18 protein-coding genes are annotated in these 18874 nt (G+C 38.1%); 8 read left to right on the top strand and 10 right to left on the bottom strand.

The window, feature by feature from the left end:
* The first annotated feature begins 126 nt into the window (after positions 1-126).
* Positions 127-522, top strand: a complete 396-nt coding sequence (locus OW492_RS04810) for a nuclear transport factor 2 family protein (RefSeq protein WP_290038799.1) — start codon at positions 127-129, stop codon at positions 520-522.
* A gap of 113 nt (positions 523-635) precedes the next feature.
* Here the strand turns inward: OW492_RS04810 and OW492_RS04805 are convergent, their stop codons facing one another.
* The 6 genes from OW492_RS04805 to OW492_RS04780 form a co-directional block, all read right to left on the bottom strand.
* On the bottom strand, positions 636-2366 hold the full coding sequence (locus OW492_RS04805; RefSeq protein ID WP_290038798.1) for an alpha-amylase family glycosyl hydrolase: 1731 nt from the start codon (positions 2364-2366) through the stop codon (positions 636-638).
* A 113-nt stretch (positions 2367-2479) separates the two neighbouring features.
* The gene (locus tag OW492_RS04800) at positions 2480-2743 is read right to left on the bottom strand and encodes a Rho termination factor (protein ID WP_290038797.1); all 264 of its coding nucleotides are present in this window, start codon (positions 2741-2743) and stop codon (positions 2480-2482) included.
* A 93-nt stretch (positions 2744-2836) separates the two neighbouring features.
* Complete coding sequence (locus tag OW492_RS04795) at positions 2837-4903, bottom strand: catalase (protein ID WP_290038796.1); 2067 nt, start codon at positions 4901-4903, stop codon at positions 2837-2839.
* A gap of 232 nt (positions 4904-5135) precedes the next feature.
* Positions 5136-5594 (bottom strand): hypothetical protein, encoded by a 459-nt coding sequence (locus OW492_RS04790; protein WP_290038795.1) that lies wholly within the window; start codon positions 5592-5594, stop codon positions 5136-5138.
* Between the two features lie 98 nt (positions 5595-5692).
* Entirely contained in the window at positions 5693-6373 is a 681-nt protein-coding gene (locus tag OW492_RS04785; RefSeq protein ID WP_290038794.1) for an SDR family oxidoreductase, read from the bottom strand.
* 34 nt (positions 6374-6407) lie between these two features.
* The gene (locus tag OW492_RS04780; protein ID WP_290038793.1) at positions 6408-6962 is read right to left on the bottom strand and encodes a type 1 glutamine amidotransferase domain-containing protein; all 555 of its coding nucleotides are present in this window, start codon (positions 6960-6962) and stop codon (positions 6408-6410) included.
* Between the two features lie 679 nt (positions 6963-7641).
* Here OW492_RS04780 and OW492_RS04775 point away from each other — a divergent pair.
* Positions 7642-7800, top strand: coding sequence for a YqaE/Pmp3 family membrane protein (locus OW492_RS04775; RefSeq protein WP_290038792.1), 159 nt, complete (start codon positions 7642-7644; stop codon positions 7798-7800).
* A gap of 197 nt (positions 7801-7997) precedes the next feature.
* On the opposite strand, the gene OW492_RS04770 is transcribed toward OW492_RS04775, so the two are convergent.
* The gene (locus OW492_RS04770) at positions 7998-8960 is read right to left on the bottom strand and encodes a D-glycerate dehydrogenase (RefSeq protein ID WP_290038791.1); all 963 of its coding nucleotides are present in this window, start codon (positions 8958-8960) and stop codon (positions 7998-8000) included.
* A 417-nt stretch (positions 8961-9377) separates the two neighbouring features.
* Here OW492_RS04770 and OW492_RS04765 point away from each other — a divergent pair, with 417 nt between their 5' ends.
* From OW492_RS04765 to OW492_RS04750, 4 genes are read left to right on the top strand one after another with little or no spacing between them, the layout of a single operon-like run.
* Positions 9378-9512 (top strand): hypothetical protein, encoded by a 135-nt coding sequence (locus OW492_RS04765; RefSeq protein ID WP_290038790.1) that lies wholly within the window; start codon positions 9378-9380, stop codon positions 9510-9512.
* 27 nt (positions 9513-9539) lie between these two features.
* On the top strand, positions 9540-10979 hold the full coding sequence (locus OW492_RS04760) for a cytochrome ubiquinol oxidase subunit I (protein ID WP_290038789.1): 1440 nt from the start codon (positions 9540-9542) through the stop codon (positions 10977-10979).
* Entirely contained in the window at positions 10969-11973 is a 1005-nt protein-coding gene (cydB, locus tag OW492_RS04755) for a cytochrome d ubiquinol oxidase subunit II (protein ID WP_290038788.1), read from the top strand. Before OW492_RS04760 ends, cydB begins: the two co-directional genes overlap by 11 nt.
* Positions 11973-12080 carry a DUF2474 family protein gene (locus OW492_RS04750; RefSeq protein WP_290038787.1) on the top strand — a complete coding sequence of 36 codons (108 nt, stop codon included), beginning with the start codon at positions 11973-11975 and terminating at the stop codon, positions 12078-12080. The genes cydB and OW492_RS04750 overlap by 1 nt, the downstream gene beginning before the upstream one ends.
* A gap of 287 nt (positions 12081-12367) precedes the next feature.
* On the opposite strand, the gene OW492_RS04745 is transcribed toward OW492_RS04750, so the two are convergent.
* Both OW492_RS04745 and mrcB read right to left on the bottom strand, forming a co-directional pair.
* Positions 12368-12781 (bottom strand): tetratricopeptide repeat protein, encoded by a 414-nt coding sequence (locus OW492_RS04745; RefSeq protein ID WP_290038786.1) that lies wholly within the window; start codon positions 12779-12781, stop codon positions 12368-12370.
* Positions 12782-12794: 13 nt separating this feature from the next.
* On the bottom strand, positions 12795-15065 hold the full coding sequence (gene mrcB, locus OW492_RS04740; protein WP_290038785.1) for a penicillin-binding protein 1B: 2271 nt from the start codon (positions 15063-15065) through the stop codon (positions 12795-12797).
* A 484-nt stretch (positions 15066-15549) separates the two neighbouring features.
* On the opposite strand from mrcB, the gene OW492_RS04735 reads away from it, so the two are divergent.
* Entirely contained in the window at positions 15550-16473 is a 924-nt protein-coding gene (locus tag OW492_RS04735) for a glutaminase (RefSeq protein ID WP_290038784.1), read from the top strand.
* 437 nt (positions 16474-16910) lie between these two features.
* Here OW492_RS04735 and OW492_RS04730 read toward each other — a convergent pair whose 3' ends face one another.
* Positions 16911-17813, bottom strand: coding sequence for an HPP family protein (locus OW492_RS04730; RefSeq protein ID WP_290038783.1), 903 nt, complete (start codon positions 17811-17813; stop codon positions 16911-16913).
* 308 nt (positions 17814-18121) lie between these two features.
* On the opposite strand from OW492_RS04730, the gene nfsA reads away from it, so the two are divergent.
* Positions 18122-18844, top strand: a complete 723-nt coding sequence (gene nfsA, locus OW492_RS04725; RefSeq protein WP_290038782.1) for an oxygen-insensitive NADPH nitroreductase — start codon at positions 18122-18124, stop codon at positions 18842-18844.
* Positions 18845-18874: the final 30 nt, after the last annotated feature.

The raw sequence follows: 18874 nt of genomic DNA, 5'->3' as shown, positions 1-18874 counted from the left end.
TACGCTGGATAAAGAGAGTGACTCGAGCTTATAAGCACTTAATTCATTAATCTCGTGCCACTTATGTTTTATAACCTAAACACTAGGCTCATATTAGCCTAGTGTTATATTGTCGTTAAAGGAGATATGATATTGACGAATCTTGAGATTATTAAAAGCACTTATGAAGGTGACACATCAGAAGAAAATGGGCGAAACTTGCAGAAGTATTTATCAAACGAAGTTAAATGGAAAGAAGCAAACGGGTTTCCTTTGGCCGGAACTTATGTAGGTTTTAAAGAAATATCAGAAAAAGTATTTAGTCGATTAGCCACTGAGTGGACAAATTATACATTTAACGTTGATGGTTATGTTGCGAATGGCGATCATGTTTTTGCTTATGGTACTTATCAAGGAGTCTTTAATAAAACCGGTAAATCATTTAAGGCGAGGGTAGCTCATTTATGGATCTTAAAGGAACGTGAAATTATTAGTTTTGAGCAGTTTGTTGATAGTGTGCCAGTCATTCAGTCGATGAAGTGACCTTGTTAAGAAAGCAAGATCGTGGACACCCATAAACTTTATTCGCTAAACCGCGACCTCAAAACAAGACTTCTTTACCAGAATATCTGACTGTTCAGTTTGTTTCACTTTACCTAATTAGAAAAAATGAACACACTGTATTTAGGCATTTTGATAGCTCCATTATTTGCGCTAACTTGATCAGTCACTATGCCATCAGACCACGCAAATAAACATGTTGCCTCTTCGTTTAGTTCACTTAATACATATTCATCTATTTCAACATCAGACAGATTCAGGTAAACATTAATTTGTTCGTCAGCAACTCCATTTGAACGGCTGAATCCAATAATCTTATGCTCGTCATCACGATGTATAATGTGTGTTTGGTCACCGGTTAAACCTGCAGAATTACCCTCATTATTTTTACGTAATGCAATTAATTGTTGGAAGGCTGCATAGTATTCATTAAATTTATCTTTTTTGTGCCAATTAAGTGCTTCGTTATCATCAAACCAGCCACTTTCTTTTATCTCCTGACCTTGAAATAGCATCGGGATACCAGCCGTCGTTAAAACTAACGTTGCTGCAATAATTCCTTTTTGACGTGCAAAAAAATCATCATCAACGTTACCGGGGGCAACTTCTTCTACTATTCTAGCCTGCCCGTTAGCAACTTCATCATGTGATTCTGTATAGATCACACGTGAATAAATGTTACCACTGTAACTATGTAGTAGGGCACCTACTATTTTATCAAGGTCTATATCTACAGCGGTTGGGTGAGTTAACGCTGCTCGTATTGGGTGTACAAATTCAGCATCCCACTGCGATGTAAAACCACAACCACCTTGTTCTACTGGATCAATGATGAAATCATGCTTGTGTAGATCTTCGGCTATACACACTTTATTAGGGAAGTTTTGTTTAATGGTTGAATTGATATCCTGAATAAGTTTGTAGCCTTCTGGAATATCATCTTGTCCGTTATCTTCCCCAGAAATACAGCGCATGAAAGGCAGCATATCTACTCTCAACCCATCGGCTTTAAATTCTCTTAACCACATCAGTGCATTGTCTTTGATGAAGTCGCATACTTCGATGCGACCGTAATCAGGTCGGGTCTCGCCCCAAGGAGTTGAACTCCTTTGGTCATTGTAAAAATAAATACCGCCTTTATCGTTTTCGCTCCAACCATCGAATTGCCATATGTCCAAATCACTGGGTCCAAAATGGTTGTAAACAACATCTAAAATGACACCAATACCTCGCTGATGTGCTGCATCTATAAATCGTTTTAAACCATCGGGACCACCATAAGCTTCTTCAACAGCAAAGGGGCTAGCTGGGTTATATCCCCAACTAATATCACCGGCGAATTCATTAACCGGCATTATTTCTAATACATTGACACCTAATTCAACTAAATCATCTAGTCTTTCGATGGCAGAGTTAAAGGTACCGCGCTCGTCTGATTTTTGATTAAAGGTGCCGATATGCATTTCGTAAATGATTCTTTGATGGACAGGAGGTAATTCAAAATCGTCTATTTTCCAATTAAAATCATCATCGTATATGATTGAATTGCCTACGCTGTTCGTCATTTTTCTAGCACGAGGATCATTTTTTTTGTGGTTTTTATTATCTGCAGATTCAATACAAAATTTATACTGATCATGATTTGAAGCTGTTGATATATCGAGCCACCAAATCCCGTTATCTGCTTGTTGCATGGCATTTTGGTCTTCGTCCCAATCATTAAAGTCACCCACTAAATAAACTGATTTAGCATGGGGTGCCCACACTGAAAATTGGTAACCTTTATCAATTTTGTTAACACCTAAAACACCTTGAAATGTTGACATAGTTTTATGCTCCAATAATGTATTCGATAAGATAAAAGAAGCGAGCTATCTATATTTAATTTGTTTGAAACTATCATTAGTGTGCGTTGTGAACAGCATCATGGAGCGATTAGCTAATGGGATCTTAACGCTTCAATTAATTCTTCTTTATTCATCTTAGAACGACCATCAATATCTAATGTTTGTGCTCGTTTATACAATTCAGCTTTAGTCCAGTTTTCATATGGCTGCGCTTTTCCGCCTTTTTTAGCTGGGTGCATCTCTGGATTTGCTTGCGCATTGGCGATGCGGGCCGATTTTTCTTTACTGTTTCCTTGGCTAATCAAGGCTTCGTAAACGCTGTCATTTTTAATTTGTTTACCATGTTGTTCAGACATTTTTTTCCCCCTTTAGTCGCGATAAAACGACCGAATTCACGGTCGTTTATTATTCATTCACAGCACTTTCACAGTGAACACTGCATAATTGATTTATCGTTCCCAGAAACGTAACGCTCGAAGTGTTTTAATAAATGAATCAGCTTCTTTATCATCTAAGTTAATCATCCCGTTATCTTTTACTTGATCTAAACCCACGGCTTTGAGTAAAGATTGTGCTTGAGGGGTATAACCAATGAATTTTTTGTGGGAATAAGCATCACTAATAAAATCTTTTGCTTCGGGTACTGTTGCAAAATAGTCTGCTCCCTCATTACTCACAAGGACTAATACTGCGTCGTATAATACAGATGGACCACCGGCGATAGCTTGTTGTGCTTTCACGTGATTACCTTTAGAACAAACTGCACCGCCTATGTCTGCGGCAATCACTTCGTATCGAGCACCTTCATCAGCTAATGCATCAGTAACGGATTTAAATAATGCACCGTCAAAACCTTCTGATATTAATATACCCAATTTTCTTCCTTTGAAAGTATTAATTGAATTTTTTAATATACTCAATGCGTCTGATACAGGTAAATCGGTACGCGTTGCTTTTGCTGCTTCAGCGGCTGCTGGCATGGTTTCAAAACCTAAGCCTGTTGCGACTTCTTCAGCTAACTTTTTATCGATATTGATCAGGTGTGATACTAAACGTTCTCGGATTGCTAATTTTTCGACTTTTGATAACTCAAATACAAGGGCGGATTGGATGTGTTGCTGTTCTACGTCTGTTTGGCTGAGATAGAACTGGCGAGCTTGGCTATAGTGGTCTGAGAAAGTGTCAGAACGATAACGTGTTTTATCTCCGGTCATTTGCTCTGAACTGCTTTTAAAACCTTGTTCAGGGCAAGCACGAGGATTATTTTCATCTGCATCCCAAGAGTTAGGTTCATAATTAACACGGCCCTTTGGATTGTTCATTGCCATGTGCCCATCTTGTTGAAAATGATGCATTGGACATTTTGGTGCATTAATCGGAATGTCAGTGAAGTTTGGGCCACCAAGTCGTTTAGTTTGAGTATCTAAATAAGAGAAATTACGGCCTTGCAATAAAGGATCAGGGGTAAAATCAATACCAGGCACTATGTTTTGGGTACAGAATGCGACTTGTTCAGTTTCAGCAAAAAAGTTATCGACTACGCGATCAAGTACCATACGGCCAACAATTTTAATCGGTACTTGCTCTTCAGGAATAAGCTTAGTGGGGTCAAAAATATCAAACTCAAAATCGTCAGCAAATTGTTGGTCGAACACTTGTAGGCCTAACTCCCATTCAGGATAATCATTCGCTAAGATCGACTCCCAAATATCTCTTCGATGAAAATCAGGATCTGCACCGTTTATTTTCAGTGCTTCATTCCAAACCACTGATTGCATGCCTAGTTTAGGTTTCCAATGAAACTTAACAAATTTTTCTTCACCCTTCGCATTAATCATTTTAAAGGTGTGCACACCAAAACCTTCCATAAAACGCAATGAACGAGGAATCGCACGATCAGACATTGTCCACATCACCATATTCATTGCTTCTGGTGTTAGGCTGACAAAGTCCCAGAAATTATCATGTGCTGTTTGTGCTTGAGGAAAGCCTCTGTCAGGTTCTGCTTTTGCAGAATGAATTAAATCAGGAAATTTCATTGCATCTTGAATGAAGAAGACAGGAATATTATTACCTACAAGATCCCAATTGCCTTTTTTAGTATAAAACTTAACAGCAAAACCTCGAACATCTCGAGCCAAATCGCCCGAACCTTTGTTACCTGCTACCGTTGAAATTCGTGTAAATAACGGTGTTTTTTCACCTGCTCGCTGAAAGATATCTGCGCAAGTAATATCAGATAATGATTCATAGTTCTCAAAGTAACCATGCGCACCATATCCCCTTGCATGTACAACTCGCTCTGGGATTCTTTCATGATCGAAATGAAACAGTTTTTCCCTCAGTATATGATCTTCCATCAAGGTGGGGCCATTTGCTCCGGCTTTTAGAGAGTTCTGATCATCACTGATTGGACAACCTTGGCTTGTGGTCATTGTGGGGTAAGCATCGGCATTTGATTGATGAAGTTCTCCACCTTTGCCTTTACCGCCTGAGTATTTAAATGATTCTGTCATATCTAGTCCTTAATCTTTTGCTAAAAATTAATGTTTAGAGGCTAACAATTGAACACGTTACCTATTTGACTGAGAGCAATAAAAATGCCAAATACAAACCCAGTAAATATCACTGTTAATCTATAGTTAGATATTTTTTATGTGTAATATTTACAAATTTTTTGTAATTATTACGCGAGATGGTTAATGATTTAAATAAGCAAAAACGGGTTTTTTTACCTGTAAGCCTCTATTAAATATCATGCATTTCATTGAGTTCGATGGAGAGTTGTTTCTTTTTTTGTTCTGTGTGTTGGTGAAGATTATCAAATACTATTTTTACTTCTTGGGATTCATTTGATTTAGAGATACCTTGGTAAATGTCTGATAAATATTGGTTAAAGCGATCTGCTAATGCTTCAACTTGTTCGCTCGTTACTTGCGTACGATTAAAATCAGTTGAGAATAAAGCATCAAGGTTTTGCTCAGGATCAAATTGAATAAATGCTTTTTGAGTTTTATCCGATGCTTTATCAAGGTAGTTACTGATAAAATCGAGCAATTCAAGTTCGTGTTTTATCAAAATATCCAATAATAACTTGGTTCTTTGGTTTTCAGCGTCCTTTGATAATGATTGATAAAATTCTGCAATACGTGAGTGCAACTTTTGATTTTGTTTTAAGAAATCGTGCACGTTATTAAAGTTATTCATTAAGTTGCTTCCTTTAAATTTTACTTAGTTTTTAACGTTGATTGATAGGCCTATTCAGTGAGTTAAATAGGTCTAACGATGTAAACTAGTCATGTAAATTAATTTGTCGGCATGAGTGTTATTTCTCTTACATCACAACGAGGGTTGGCAGAAACGGCATAAACAACCGCTTCAGCAACATCTGTAGGATCTAACTTGTCGGGCTTAGCTTCATCAAAGAAAGGCGTGTTAACCATGCCTGGACAGATAGTGGTGCAACGACCTTTCCATTCTGCCATCTCAATCGCTAAATTTTGTGCAAAACCATAAGCAAACCATTTTGAAGCGCCGTATACGGAACCTTTAAGTGAAATTTTTCCTGCGATGGAGCTAGTGACAATGAAGTGTCCTTGCGTTTCTTTTAGTGCAGGAAGGCTTGCTTTAGCGGTATACAGTAAAGCGTTTATATTGACATCTAGCATAGTTTTCCACTCATCTGGGTTGCCATTTTCAATACCAGGTGTACTTGCGCCCATGCCAGCATTGGCAAACACAACGTCTACTCTGCCAAACTTCTCTTTCGCTTTATTGATGACGTTACTAATTTCATCCAAGTTTGATACATCTGCTGTGACCGCTAATACTTTATCTTTTCCCCAACGTTCTACTATGTTGTTAAGCTTTTCAGTGCTTCTTGCAGTGATCACTGCTTTGTGTCCAGCTTCGATGACTTTATCGACCGTCGCTGCGCCTATGCCACTTGAAGCGCCTGTTACGACTACTATTTTTTGATTATTCATGTTTGAACCTCTATTTATCTTTTACGTAAGTCATTTAATGTGTCAATTGGTATGCAATCGCATCGACAAAAGCAGGAATGTCATCAGGGTTACGGCTAGTGATTAATTTTCCATCTACGACTACTTTTTTATCTTCCCAGTGCGCCCCCGCATTTTTTAAATCGGTACTGATACTTGGAAAAGAGGTGACCTTTCTATTATTTACAATGTCAGCTTCCACTAATAACCAAGGCCCATGGCAAATAGCAGCAATTGCTTTTATGTTGTCTTCTTTTGTTGCTTTTTGAATTAACGACACCACCTCTTTATTGGTGCGTAATATATCTGGATTGATTTGACCACCAGGAAAAATAATACCGTCGTAATCTGAAAGGGTGATATCGCCAACTTGTTTATCGACTTTAATTTTATCGCCCCACTTATTGACATCCCAACCACAAATTTCTTGATTGTTATCGATTGATAAAACGTCTATTTCTGCACCAAGTGCCGCTAAATTTTGTTTAGGTTGAAGTAATTCGCTTTGTTCAAAACCATCGGTTGCTATCATTGCAATTTTTTTATTATTAAGTGAATTGTTGTTATTCATTCTTCCTCCCTCCCATTCAAATAGATTAATGCTTATTCGCTAGTCGTTGTTATGTGTCGCGTCTAATTTGACTATTTAGTTACTATGGCATTGCAATACCAATACCATGTTGTAAAAAGTTGGCTGACATCATTTAAAATAGGGGCTTAGAGGAGTTTTAGGCTTTGTAAGGGAATTAATATCTTGGAAGAAATGATGTAATATTTTTATTTATAAATGTAATAATTTCATGGTGTGGTTACTTTTAGGGGGCTTGAATATTTGTATTTCAGTTAATAAAACTCTCTATTATTTTTTTAAATAATGATCTAAATACGCATGGAAAATATTAATTTATTAAGAGGAGAAATTAGCTTGGAAACATATTGATATAGAGTCGAAAGCCTTATATACACTAGCTATATATTGATTTTTGGTATCTTCATTACAGGATTTTTTACCTTTATTACAGATAGAAGTAGTCTGTTTCAATTTATTAATTCAACCACTTTACTGACGCAATATTATGTATATCTCTTCATAAAAGCACAGCCTCTTTTGGAACTGTAAATCCGTGGCATGCTATTTGCTCCAATCTTTACTGTTACACGAATATATTAACTGAGGAAAGTTGCTACTAGGTTGTTGAAATCGCCGCTTAGCGGTTTCCAAAGACTCATTTACATTTAAGGATTAACCAATGGATATCATTCGAATTATTTTTGCTGTTTTATTGCCACCACTAGGTGTTTTTTTACAAGTCGGATTCTCTTGGACATTAGTCTTGAATATTATTTTGACGCTTTTCGGTTATATTCCGGGCATTATTCATGCAGTTTGGGTTATCGCAAGAAAGTAACAAAATAGATTAAATTTCAGTTTCATAATTATCCATTGCGGTTAAGAGAGTGGAGCCCATAAATCGAGTGGACACCGATAAACTTTATTGGTTGATCCACTCTCCCAAAACAATACTTCATAACCAATAACTTACTGTAAAAGTGCGGAGAAGTTAGTTTCGTTATTTTACAATAGTGATCTCATCTACTTTTTTATTTAACTCACCACACAGTTTTTTGTTAAATCTCCAATGTAAGCTGCTTTAAGGTTTTCTATTGCACATGTAATCATGGCAAGCCTTGTTTCTGATGTTGCAGAGCCAATATGGGGAAAAAGAGTTACATTTTTTAACTCCATTAAAGGTGAGCTGTGTGGAAGTGGCTCGACTTCGTAAACATCCAAACCAGCGGCTCTTATTGTTTGATTTTTTAATGCGATGGCTAGCGCATCTTGGTCAACCACATTTCCTCGCCCACCATTAATGAAAATGGCTGAGTTTTTCATGAGTTCAAGTTCTCTTTGGCCAATGAGTCGGTCTGTTTGTTGATTAGCGGGTAATATTGAACAAACAAAATCTGAATCAGCTAATAATTCATCAAGTTCCATTTTTTGTGCATCTAATTTTTCTTCTGCTTTTGAGTTTACACTGCGGTTATAGTAATTTATTTGCATGTCAAAACCTAAGTGTGCTCGTTTAGCAACTGCATAACCTATGCGCCCCATGCCTAATATACCGAGCTTTTTACCGTGAATATCGACACCAAAATAATCATCTTTTAAGTTATTAGACCATTTACCGGATGTTACGAAGTTATTTAACTCAGTTGTTCGTCTTGCTGAGCACATGATTAAAGTGAAAATAGTGTCCGCAGTGGTATCAGTTAAGACATCAGGAGTGTTCATTAATGCAATTTTTCGTGACTTTAGGTACTCAAGATCAAAGTGATCATAGCCCACTGAAATGGTTGATATTACTTTTAAGTTCAGAGCGTGCTGTAAAATTTCTTGATGCAATTTAACGCCTGAGCCAATTAAACCAATGGCATCTTTAATTTCGTGGATGAATTGTTTTAAATTACTTTCATCTATTTTATCAAAACAGATAAGGTTAAACATTTGGCTTAATAATAATTTTTGTTGTTCTGGGATTTTTTTATATAACACAACTTTATCTTTCATTATTTTTCCTTTTAAGCCTTTTTGAGAGGGGATAGGCTAAAATGTTAATTTAATTATTCATGGCTAAAGATGATATTACCGTAATACGAGGTCGCTTTACTGCCGCTATTATTGCAAAGATCGAAGACACTCATAAACTTTGCAGATTAACCCACTTCCCAAAACAATACTTCCTTACCAATAACTTACAGTTAAAGGAGGATCTCCTGTTTATAAAATCGTTAATATATTTTTAAAAATATACTCTGCAACTGAACTTTACGTTTTTATATCACGTATTTATTGATGTCATTACTTAAGAAATTTGCAATTCGATAGTGCAATTTAGCGATCACAAAATGCTAAATTTATAAGAATTGGTGAACAGTGTTCTTTACCCAATTTCTGCAAGAGTAGATTGCGTCTACGGCATATTCGATGTACCAAATTATCAATGATTTACACAATGGTAATACGCTAAATAAACGTCACTTCCTATTTGAACGTTATATGCCTGATGTTGCTTTTGTTTCAATACTCATTTTATTGCTGCAGGAGTTAAACATAATTTAAATTCAAACTTATACGAGGTCTATGATTATGTTTGAAAGTTTCACTGCCGAGACACTTGCCAGAATTCAGTTTGCGTTCACTGTTTCCTTTCATATTATATTTCCAGCTTTTTCGATTGGACTCGCTAGTTATTTAGCCGTTTTAAATGGCTTGTGGCTAAAAACACATGATAAAACTTACCTTTTCCTGTTTAATTATTGGAAGAAAATTTTCGCGGTCGCTTTTGGGATGGGGGTCGTTTCCGGTATTGTTATGTCTTATCAATTTGGTACTAACTGGTCGGTATTTTCAGATAAAACGGGGCCAGTTCTGGGACCGCTTATGGCCTATGAAGTACTCTCTGCTTTCTTCCTCGAGGCTGGTTTTTTAGGTATTGCTTTATTTGGACGTGAGCGTGTTGGCGATAAGTTACACATGTTCGCGGTCAGTATGGTTGCTTTTGGTACCTTAATGTCAGCAACTTGGATTTTATCTGTTAATTCGTGGATGCAAACACCTGCTGGCTACAGCATTAATGAGTTAGGTCAGTTTGTTCCTGAGGATTGGTGGCAGATCGTTTTTAATCCTTCATTTCCTTACCGTTTAGTACACATGGTTGTCGCCGCTTTTCTCACAACCGCTCTAGTTGTCGGGGCTGTGGGGGCTTTACACCTCTTAAGAAGAAAAACCGATGTTGCCGCGCGCCGTATGTTCTCAATGGCGATGGGTATGTTAATTATTGCTGCTCCTTTGCAAATTGTGGTGGGAGACTTTCATGGTTTAAATACGTTAGAACATCAACCAGCCAAAGTGATGGCGATGGAAGGGCATTATGATAGTCACCCCGAAGGTGCTCCGCTGATTTTATTTGGTATTCCTAACCCAGAACAAAAGAGAATTGATTACGCGATTCAGATACCTAAAGTGTCCAGTTTAATTTTAAAGCATGATTTAAATGCGCCGCTTGCTGGTTTAGATACGATTGCAGATGAAGATGAGCCACCTGTTGCCATTGTATTCTGGAGTTTCCGTATCATGATTTCTCTTGGTTTTGCGATGTTAGGTTTAGCAGTATGGAGTTTTTGGAGACGCATGCGCGGCAAGCTTTATGATGATGATTGGTTAAAGCGAGCTGCGATCGTGATGGGGCCAATGGGCTTTGTGGCCGTGCTAGCAGGTTGGGTTACTACTGAGGTGGGTCGTCAACCTTTCACTGTCTACGGTTTATTACGAACCTCCGATAGCCTTGCACCAATTGCAGCACCTGCTGTCGCAGTTTCCCTTATCGCATTTATTGTTGTTTACTTCTTTGTGTTTGGGGCCGGTACTTACTACATATTAAGGTTGATGAATAAATTGCCGGCGGCATCTGGCGTTGACATGAATGACGGGCCTATCAGAACCGCAGAAAAACAAGTTATTGAAACCATCGATATAACTCACGCAGACCATAAGTCAGATGGCCAAGGAGATAACCATGGAATTTGAATTATCATTTATCTGGGCAATCATTATCACGTTTGCTGTACTCTGTTATGTCATTTTAGATGGCTTTGATCTGGGCATTGGTATTTTGTTTCCGTCGGCTAAATCAGAACAAGACAAATCGGTCATGATGAATACTATTGCGCCGGTTTGGGACGGTAATGAAACTTGGCTAGTAATGGCGGGTGGTGGCTTGTTTGCTGTTTTTCCTCTCGCCTACGCTGTTATTATGCCTGCATTGTATATGCCTATTATATTGATGCTGTTAGCCTTGATTTTTAGAGGAGTCGCCTTTGAATATCGCTGGAGAACGGTTCGTTGGAAACCTGTTTGGGACTTTTCTTTCTTCGCTGGTTCGGTGATAGCTGCCTTTACGCAAGGCATTTCTCTCGGCGCTTTGGTACAAGGTATCGAGGTTGCTAACCGTGCCTACGCTGGTGGTTGGTGGGACTGGCTGACTCCATTTTCATTATTCACTGGATGTGCTGTTGTCATAGGCTATGGTTTATTGGGCTCTACTTGGTTAATCATGAAAACAGAAGGGGAGTTACAAAGGAGAATGCGTGGTTATGCTAAAGGGTTAGCAATTGCTACCCTCGGATTTATAGGTATTGTTAGTATCCTAACGCCTTTTCAAGATCCTGCTTATTTCCAACGCTGGTTCTCTTTACCAGGTAGTATCTTTAGTGTATTGGTTCCAGTTTTAGTTGGGCTATGTACTTGGTTACTCTTTATGGGATTAAAACAGTACAAAGAAGCACAACCATTTTTCGCCTCACTTGGCTTATTTGTGCTTAGCTTTATCGGTATTCTTATTAGTTTCTATCCTAATATTGTGCCGCCAAGTTTAACCATTACTGAAGCTGCAGCGCCTGATTCAAGTCTAAAATTCGCCTTAATGGGAACGGTAGTATTAGTGCCACTCATTTTAATCTATACCGCTTATGCTTACTGGGTATTCAGAGGTAAAGTAAGACCAGAAGATGGGTATCACTAATGGCTTTGAATAAATATAAAAAACTCGCTTGGTTTATTGGTATTTGGTTTGCTGGAGTATTGGCGTTATTTGTTGTGGCTATGTTGATTAAATCAGTCATTCTTTAATGGTAAAAAGCTGTGAAGGTTAAGTCTGTAATGCAGGGAGAAAACTTATTTTCTCCCTTTTTTGTTGCCATGTTATAAGAGGTAGTTGGTGTATCTGTCTCTCTTTGTGCATCAAGTTTAGGTTGGTTTTATTTACTTTTAAATGAGCGATTCAGCATAACAACACTTCCCCTCGATCACTAAAAAAAGATCGAGGATAACGTGAACAGTCATAAGCTTAGTTGGTTAACCCACTTACCAAAATAATGATTAATTAACAGTTGCTTACAGTAGAGGAGACACCTCTTCTATCGGAGTTTAAGCTTTTCTAATAACAATTCAGCTTGCTCAGTTATCATGTCATTAGGGTTAAAGCTAAGTGCTTTTTCTGCGAATGATTCTGCCTGTGCATTTTTACCTTGTCGGTAATTTAACTCTGCTAACTTTAAATAAACTTCAGGGGTACGTGGAGAGATTCTGATTGCTCGCTCTAACGTCCTCGTTGCACCTTGTAAGTTACCTTGGCTTTCTTGCTGCTCTGCAAGGCTTAATAATGAGTTTAATGCAGAGCTTCTGTTAACTGTATTATCGCTCTTACCTGTTGATGTATTGATTGAGCTTGGTGTTGTCGGGTCTGTTACTGGTGCGGTAACCGTCGGTTTGGTACTACACGCCCATAAAAAACTAGATAAACAAACAACAGCAATTTTGTAATGATTCATTATTTTTCTCCCTTTAATTGGTTAAATTACGGAACCAATCGATGACTTTATCCGTTGCATTACACCGTTTTTCTTGTTCTGGTTCACTGCCACTCACGAAAGGCAAAGGGATCGCATTGTTACAATTATCTTCGCTACCGACGCCTGTTTCGCTATCAACCCAACTTAGAGTGATATTTTTTGGTGGAGTATTTTGTAAAGGTTGATGAGCTCGCGCTTTAAAAATATCAGCCCAGACACGAAGTGCGCCACTTGAGCCAGTTAACCCCGTTGTTTTATTATCGTCACGGCCAAGCCAGACGACTGCTTGCATATCTTCTGAAAAACCTGCAAACCAACTGTCTCGTAGGTCATTGGTTGTTCCTGTTTTCCCTGCCACTGCAAAGTCCGGTAATAACCATTCTAGTGCTTTAGCTGAGCCTTCGTGGGTCACTGCTTGCAAAGCATGGCGTAAGGTATAAATGGCACTCGAATTAAAGCGTTTTTCAATATCAATCGGGTAACTGGTGAGTAATTCTCCATGCGCATCAACAACTGAGCTGATCGCTAACAATGGCGTATAAAACCCACCGGAGGAGATGGTTTGATACATTTGAGCAACGTCAAGCGGGCTCAATTCTGCTGCGCCTAATGTAATCGATGGTACGGCTGGGATATCACTCTCAACGCCAAGTCGTTGTATGGTTGATAATATATTATCTAAGCCTAGCTCATTACCTAAACGTGCCGTTGCCTGATTATATGAATGTGCTAAGGCTTTATATAAAAGCACATCGCCGTGATCTTTTAAATCGTAATTTTTAGGTGACCAAGTATCACCGTTCGCTAATTTTTGTTCGTAGGCCGAATCACTTATTAAGCTCGCTAAGGTATATTCTTCACTTTTTTCTAGTGCCGTTAAATACACTGCGGGTTTCATTAATGAACCGATTTGCCGACGTGCATCAATGGCGCGGTTAAACCCTGCATATTGGGTATCGGTACCGCCTACAGTCGCTGTAACTGCGCCAGTATTAGGTTGCGTTACAATCACGGCACCTTGTAGCTTATGCTCAGGATCTGATTGTTTCTGTTTAGTCATTGCTTTAACCAAGCTAGATTCAGCGGTTTCTTGAATCAAGGGGTTAAAGTGGGTGAAAATAGATAAACCATTTGAACTTAAGTCTTCTGCTTTATAGTCATTCTGTAATTGTCTGCGTACCAGATCTAAATAAGCAGGGTAACGTTTATGGCCACTGGCATTTCGGTCGCCAACTTCTAGTGGCGCTTGCTTAGCCAATTCAGCAACGTCTTGATCAAGGCGGTTTTCTCTTACGGCAATATCTAATACTAAATTACGGCGTTTTAATGCACGCTCAGGGTTACGCCATGGATTGTAATAACTCGCGCCACGCACTAATGCGACTAACAATGCTTGTTGTGAAAGGGATAAATCGATTAGGTCTTTTTTGAAGTAATACTGACTTGCTAAACCAAAGCCATGAATGGCACGCGGGCCATCTTGACCGAGGTATATTTCATTCATGTATCCTTCTAAAATATCGGCTTTGCTTGCGTGTAATTCTAATAATATTGCCATCAGCGCTTCTTGTGCTTTACGAATTAATGTTCGTTCGGGCGTGAGGTAATAATTTTTAATCAATTGTTGTGTTAGTGTTGAGGCTCCCTGTGAGAATCCACCTTTTTTAATATTGGTAACCATTGCACGTGCAATACCACGAAGTGAAATACCGAAATGGTCATAGAAATCCTTATCTTCAACAGCAACTAACATTGATTGTAAAGAATCAGGAACGTCGGTCAGTTGCACTAATATTCTATCTTCGTTGTGTGAAGGGTAGATACCTCCTATCACCAAGGGCTGTAAACGTACTAATGCTTTGTTATTTTTACTTTTTAAGCTTGATACAAAGCCATTATTTAAGGTGATTTTTATTTTTTGTGCTGGTGCTAATTCATCACTGAACTGAAATTTAGGGATAAATATCGTCACGTTATTACCATTGATTAATGCCTCGCCGGGATGCTTAACATCTTGTACAAAACGATAGCCAAGCATGGTCATTTCTTCACGTAAATCAGCCAACGGAAGTGGTAACCCTTCATATATTTCTAAAGGGCGAGCATAAACAGTTGATGCAACTGACCACTGTTTATCTTTAAAAGTCGAATTAACGAGAGAGTCTAAGTAGAGGAGGATGCCGCTAGCGATGATTACTAATATTAATAATGCAGCCCATTTTTTACTAATGTATTGACGAGTTGTCGATTGTTTATGAACCAATGTAAGACCTTATAAAAACTAGAAATAAAAAGTAGTCGCGTGGTCACTAGGTTATTGCTATAACAGTGATTTGCGATTTTTCATTGAAGTAAAGGTCTTCGACATCTAGCTGAAGCATAAAGTTCACGAGCATCAAGCAACTTTGAAATCTGATACTTTCAACTCATCTTTTAGCCATGTAGATTTTTAATGTTAGTGGTAGTTGTTATGACGCTGTCACGCAATTTTAGACCTTGTTATTTGATATTCTTAAGTATCAATACATTTTGACCTTTAATAGGTCATTTTCGAAAAACATTTGCTTGATTTAAAAAGTTGTTTTTATCATTTAAAGTTAACTTTATTTAAAGCCTAAAAAACTGTTTTATTAGATACATCGTCTACAATGTTAGCTGCGCATATTTTTTCTGGCATATCAGGGCCTGCGTGATAAGCTAAAATCAATACAATCATTCACTTAACGACTCAATTATTTAATTAATCTATGAAAGACATTAACTTTAAAACTGTATTTAACGATATCTTTATTGAATTACAACCCTTGGAAAATAAAGGTGTCGCTGCTTCTTATATTCCTGAGCTTGCTAAGATAGATCCTGATAAATTAGGGATCCATTTAGTACATGCTGATAAAGGCAATTTTTATCAAGGTGATAGTCAAGAGCGTTTCTCAATACAGAGTATTTCCAAAGTGTTTTCGCTAACGTTAGCGATGCGTATTATTGGTGGTGAATTATGGTCACGTGTTGGGGTAGAGCCATCAGGAACTGCATTTAACTCTTTAATACAATTAGAAGTTGAAAATGGTATTCCTCGTAATCCTTTTATTAATGCTGGCGCTATTGTTATTTGCGATGTGTTGATGAGTTATTTGGATAACCCTAAAGTAGACCTATTAAATTTTATTAGAAAAATTGCTAATAACCCAAGTCTACAATACAACGAAACCGTCGCTGAATCAGAAAAACTCACTAGTGATAGAAATAAAGCGCTCATTTATTTGATGCGTGATTTTGGCAATATTCATAATGATGTTGATGAAGTCTTAGATTTATATTTTTACCTTTGTTCGATTGAGATGAATTGCTGCGAATTAGCACATTCATTTATGTTTTTAGTGACGAGAGGCGTTGATTTATCAACGGGAGAAGTGATTGTAACACCTAGTCAAGCTAGGCGTATTAATGCCGTGATGCAATCGTGTGGATTTTATGATGAAGCGGGGGAGTTTGCTTTTAAAGTGGGCTTGCCTGGAAAAAGTGGCGTTGGTGGAGGGATTGTTGCATTGCATCCTGGTAAGTATGCCGTTGCTGTCTGGAGCCCTCGATTAAATAAAAAAGGTAACTCATATATGGGAATGAAAGTCTTGGAGTTGTTAACCACGAAAATGGAAGATTCAATTTTCTAGAGATTAACAGCGCTGTTTGAGTCTGTTTTCGGTCGATTTTTTAGCTTGAATTGACTGGTTACATCTGCGTTAAATTATTTTTCATTTTTGGTGAAATATTGCTATCTATTTTTAATTGTTGGGAACATAATCTCGCTGTTAGCTGGGTACTTAATACCCTGAATAACATATGTCAAAAGGTTAGTAGTTGTTTATCTTAATGAAAGGAAAGCATCGTGAGTAAAGGCCAAGACAGTAAAAAAGACGGTAAGAAAAAACCACTTTTAACAGCCAAAGAAAAAAAAGCAGTAAAAGTCGCTAAAAAAGCCAAAGTTGGATTTTTAGGCAGATAGATATTAGATGAAAGGCCATCAATTTAGCGGTGGCCTTTTATCACTCAACGCGTTAATTCATATGTTCAATGAACATCATTTTCACAAATTTTATAACCTGATTAACTAACTTTTAGGGCGCATTTTTTCATTTGCCCATTCAGCAAATTCTTGTAATGTACAACTCTCCGTTGACCCTTTTCTGTCACCATCTGCAATGCGATATATCACTAGATAACGAGATGGATCTTGGTGTTCTCGCTGGTCAATTACTTGGCGAACTGACCACTGTCTTCCTGGTTTGCTATTGGTATAGAAGGCCCCGAGTTCGAGCACAAACTGCTTAATTAACTCTTCATGATAAATAGCATCGGCTAAATCAACTACGCGTTTTATCTGTTCGTCACTGGCATCAATCACTAGATCTGAACGCTTTATGGCTTGATGAATATGTTGCTTCTTAATACGGCGCGTATCGGGGTGATACCCAACACTTTGGTAACGCATGAAACTTTGTGGGTAGTTTCTCCAATGAAATAGGTTATTAAAAATCATCGCGATAATAAATAATATGCTGCAATTAATCAGTGTCGGTGTGAGCACATACCAATAACCGAGGCCATGGATAGTAGGGCCGCCGATCACTGCTGCTAAAGCTGTTGCACCACCTGGTGGGTGTAAACTGCGGGTTAAATGCATGACTAAAATAGATAATCCGACGGCTACTGGCGCAGCAATAAGCATAGGGTCTATAAATGTAGCACAAGTAACCCCAATAATAGCGGAAAGAATATTCCCTCCTAAAAAGGCCCAAGGTGTAGAAAGTTGACCATGAGGCACTGCAAAAAGTAATACAGCGGAAGCCCCCATGGAAGGTAAGATAGCTACTGACCCAGCGTCGCCAGTAATGTAAACGGTTGCATAAAAACAACAAAAAATAGCTAACATTCCACCTATTGTTGCTACGGTTTTCTCTGAATTAACAACGTTACTTTGAACCCCTAAAAATCGAATAATTGCCTGAATCATTTGCTATCACTTATATTACTTATTTTTATTATTATGTGGAACTGGGGGCTATTAAGTTTTTACTTATGCTGTTAGCCCTGATCAAAGGTGGTAAAGGATATAGTGAGGAGCTGCCTAAATCAAAGTAAGCTATCTGAATAAGGTATAATAAAAGTGTTGGTATTGGTGTGTTGTGAATAATTGAAAGTGTTCAGTTAAATAAGGCTCTCCTGTCACATTGATCATCTTTACTTCAAACTCTTCACAAATATCATTAAGATAGTGTCGCACCTTACAACGACAATTATAATGATAAGGATTACCGATTTATGAACAAAACGATTGAGACTATGTTAAGTCACCGTTCGATTCGCCAATATACGGATCAGCCAATAGAAAAAGCGCAACTGGACACGATTATTCAGGCTGGATTAGCGGCTTCTTCATCGAGTATGCTACAGGTTGTGTCTATCATTAGAGTGACAGACAAAAGCAAGCGAAAACTGTTAGCTGAATACGCGGGTAATCAAGTGTATGTTGAAAATGCAACGGAATTTTTAGTGTTTTGTATTGATTACCAACGTCATGCTGAAATTAACCCTGAGGTACAAGCTGACTTCACCGAGCTAACGCTTATTGGTGCTGTTGACAGTGGGATTATGGCGCAAAACTGTTTATTAGCAGCTGAATCATTGGGGTTAGGTGGCGTATATATTGGTGGTTTACGTAACAAAGTTGAGCTAGTGGATGAGTTGCTTGAGTTACCACAGAATACGTCGGTACTGTTCGGTATGTGTCTAGGTTACCCTGCACAAGATCCTGAGGTTAAACCACGTCTGCCTGCACATGTGATTATGCATGAAAATCAATATAAGCCTCTGAATATGGACGATATTAAAGATTATGATAAAGTTATTCATGACTATTATGCAAGCCGCACGAGTAATCAAAAGCAAAGTAATTGGTCAGAGCAAGTGACTGGACAGTTATCAAAAGAGTCACGTCCTCATATCCTGCCATATCTAAATAAGAAAGGGCTTACAAAGCGCTAGGCTTTTACTGGTTTGTTGTGCTGAACCTTA

Source organism: Psychromonas sp. 14N.309.X.WAT.B.A12 (assembly GCF_030397575.1).
In the GTDB taxonomy this organism is placed as follows: domain Bacteria; phylum Pseudomonadota; class Gammaproteobacteria; order Enterobacterales; family Psychromonadaceae; genus Psychromonas.
This window is presented reverse-complemented; position numbering and strand designations above follow the sequence as displayed.

Excerpts from the sequence above, each read along its gene's own strand:
- OW492_RS04810 (WP_290038799.1), top strand. The coding sequence starts at position 127 with ATGATATTGACGAATCTTGAGATTATTAAAAGCACTTATGAAGGTGAC.
- OW492_RS04805 (WP_290038798.1), bottom strand. The coding sequence starts at position 2,366 with ATGTCAACATTTCAAGGTGTTTTAGGTGTTAACAAAATTGATAAAGGT.
- OW492_RS04800 (WP_290038797.1), bottom strand. The coding sequence starts at position 2,743 with ATGTCTGAACAACATGGTAAACAAATTAAAAATGACAGCGTTTACGAA.
- OW492_RS04795 (WP_290038796.1), bottom strand. The coding sequence starts at position 4,903 with ATGACAGAATCATTTAAATACTCAGGCGGTAAAGGCAAAGGTGGAGAA.
- OW492_RS04790 (WP_290038795.1), bottom strand. The coding sequence starts at position 5,594 with ATGAATAACTTTAATAACGTGCACGATTTCTTAAAACAAAATCAAAAG.
- OW492_RS04785 (WP_290038794.1), bottom strand. The coding sequence starts at position 6,373 with ATGAATAATCAAAAAATAGTAGTCGTAACAGGCGCTTCAAGTGGCATA.
- OW492_RS04780 (WP_290038793.1), bottom strand. The coding sequence starts at position 6,962 with ATGAATAACAACAATTCACTTAATAATAAAAAAATTGCAATGATAGCA.
- OW492_RS04775 (WP_290038792.1), top strand. The coding sequence starts at position 7,642 with ATGGATATCATTCGAATTATTTTTGCTGTTTTATTGCCACCACTAGGT.
- OW492_RS04770 (WP_290038791.1), bottom strand. The coding sequence starts at position 8,960 with ATGAAAGATAAAGTTGTGTTATATAAAAAAATCCCAGAACAACAAAAA.
- OW492_RS04765 (WP_290038790.1), top strand. The coding sequence starts at position 9,378 with ATGTACCAAATTATCAATGATTTACACAATGGTAATACGCTAAATAAA.
- OW492_RS04760 (WP_290038789.1), top strand. The coding sequence starts at position 9,540 with ATGTTTGAAAGTTTCACTGCCGAGACACTTGCCAGAATTCAGTTTGCG.
- cydB (WP_290038788.1), top strand. The coding sequence starts at position 10,969 with ATGGAATTTGAATTATCATTTATCTGGGCAATCATTATCACGTTTGCT.
- OW492_RS04750 (WP_290038787.1), top strand. The coding sequence starts at position 11,973 with ATGGCTTTGAATAAATATAAAAAACTCGCTTGGTTTATTGGTATTTGG.
- OW492_RS04745 (WP_290038786.1), bottom strand. The coding sequence starts at position 12,781 with ATGAATCATTACAAAATTGCTGTTGTTTGTTTATCTAGTTTTTTATGG.
- OW492_RS04735 (WP_290038784.1), top strand. The coding sequence starts at position 15,550 with ATGAAAGACATTAACTTTAAAACTGTATTTAACGATATCTTTATTGAA.
- OW492_RS04730 (WP_290038783.1), bottom strand. The coding sequence starts at position 17,813 with ATGATTCAGGCAATTATTCGATTTTTAGGGGTTCAAAGTAACGTTGTT.
- nfsA (WP_290038782.1), top strand. The coding sequence starts at position 18,122 with ATGAACAAAACGATTGAGACTATGTTAAGTCACCGTTCGATTCGCCAA.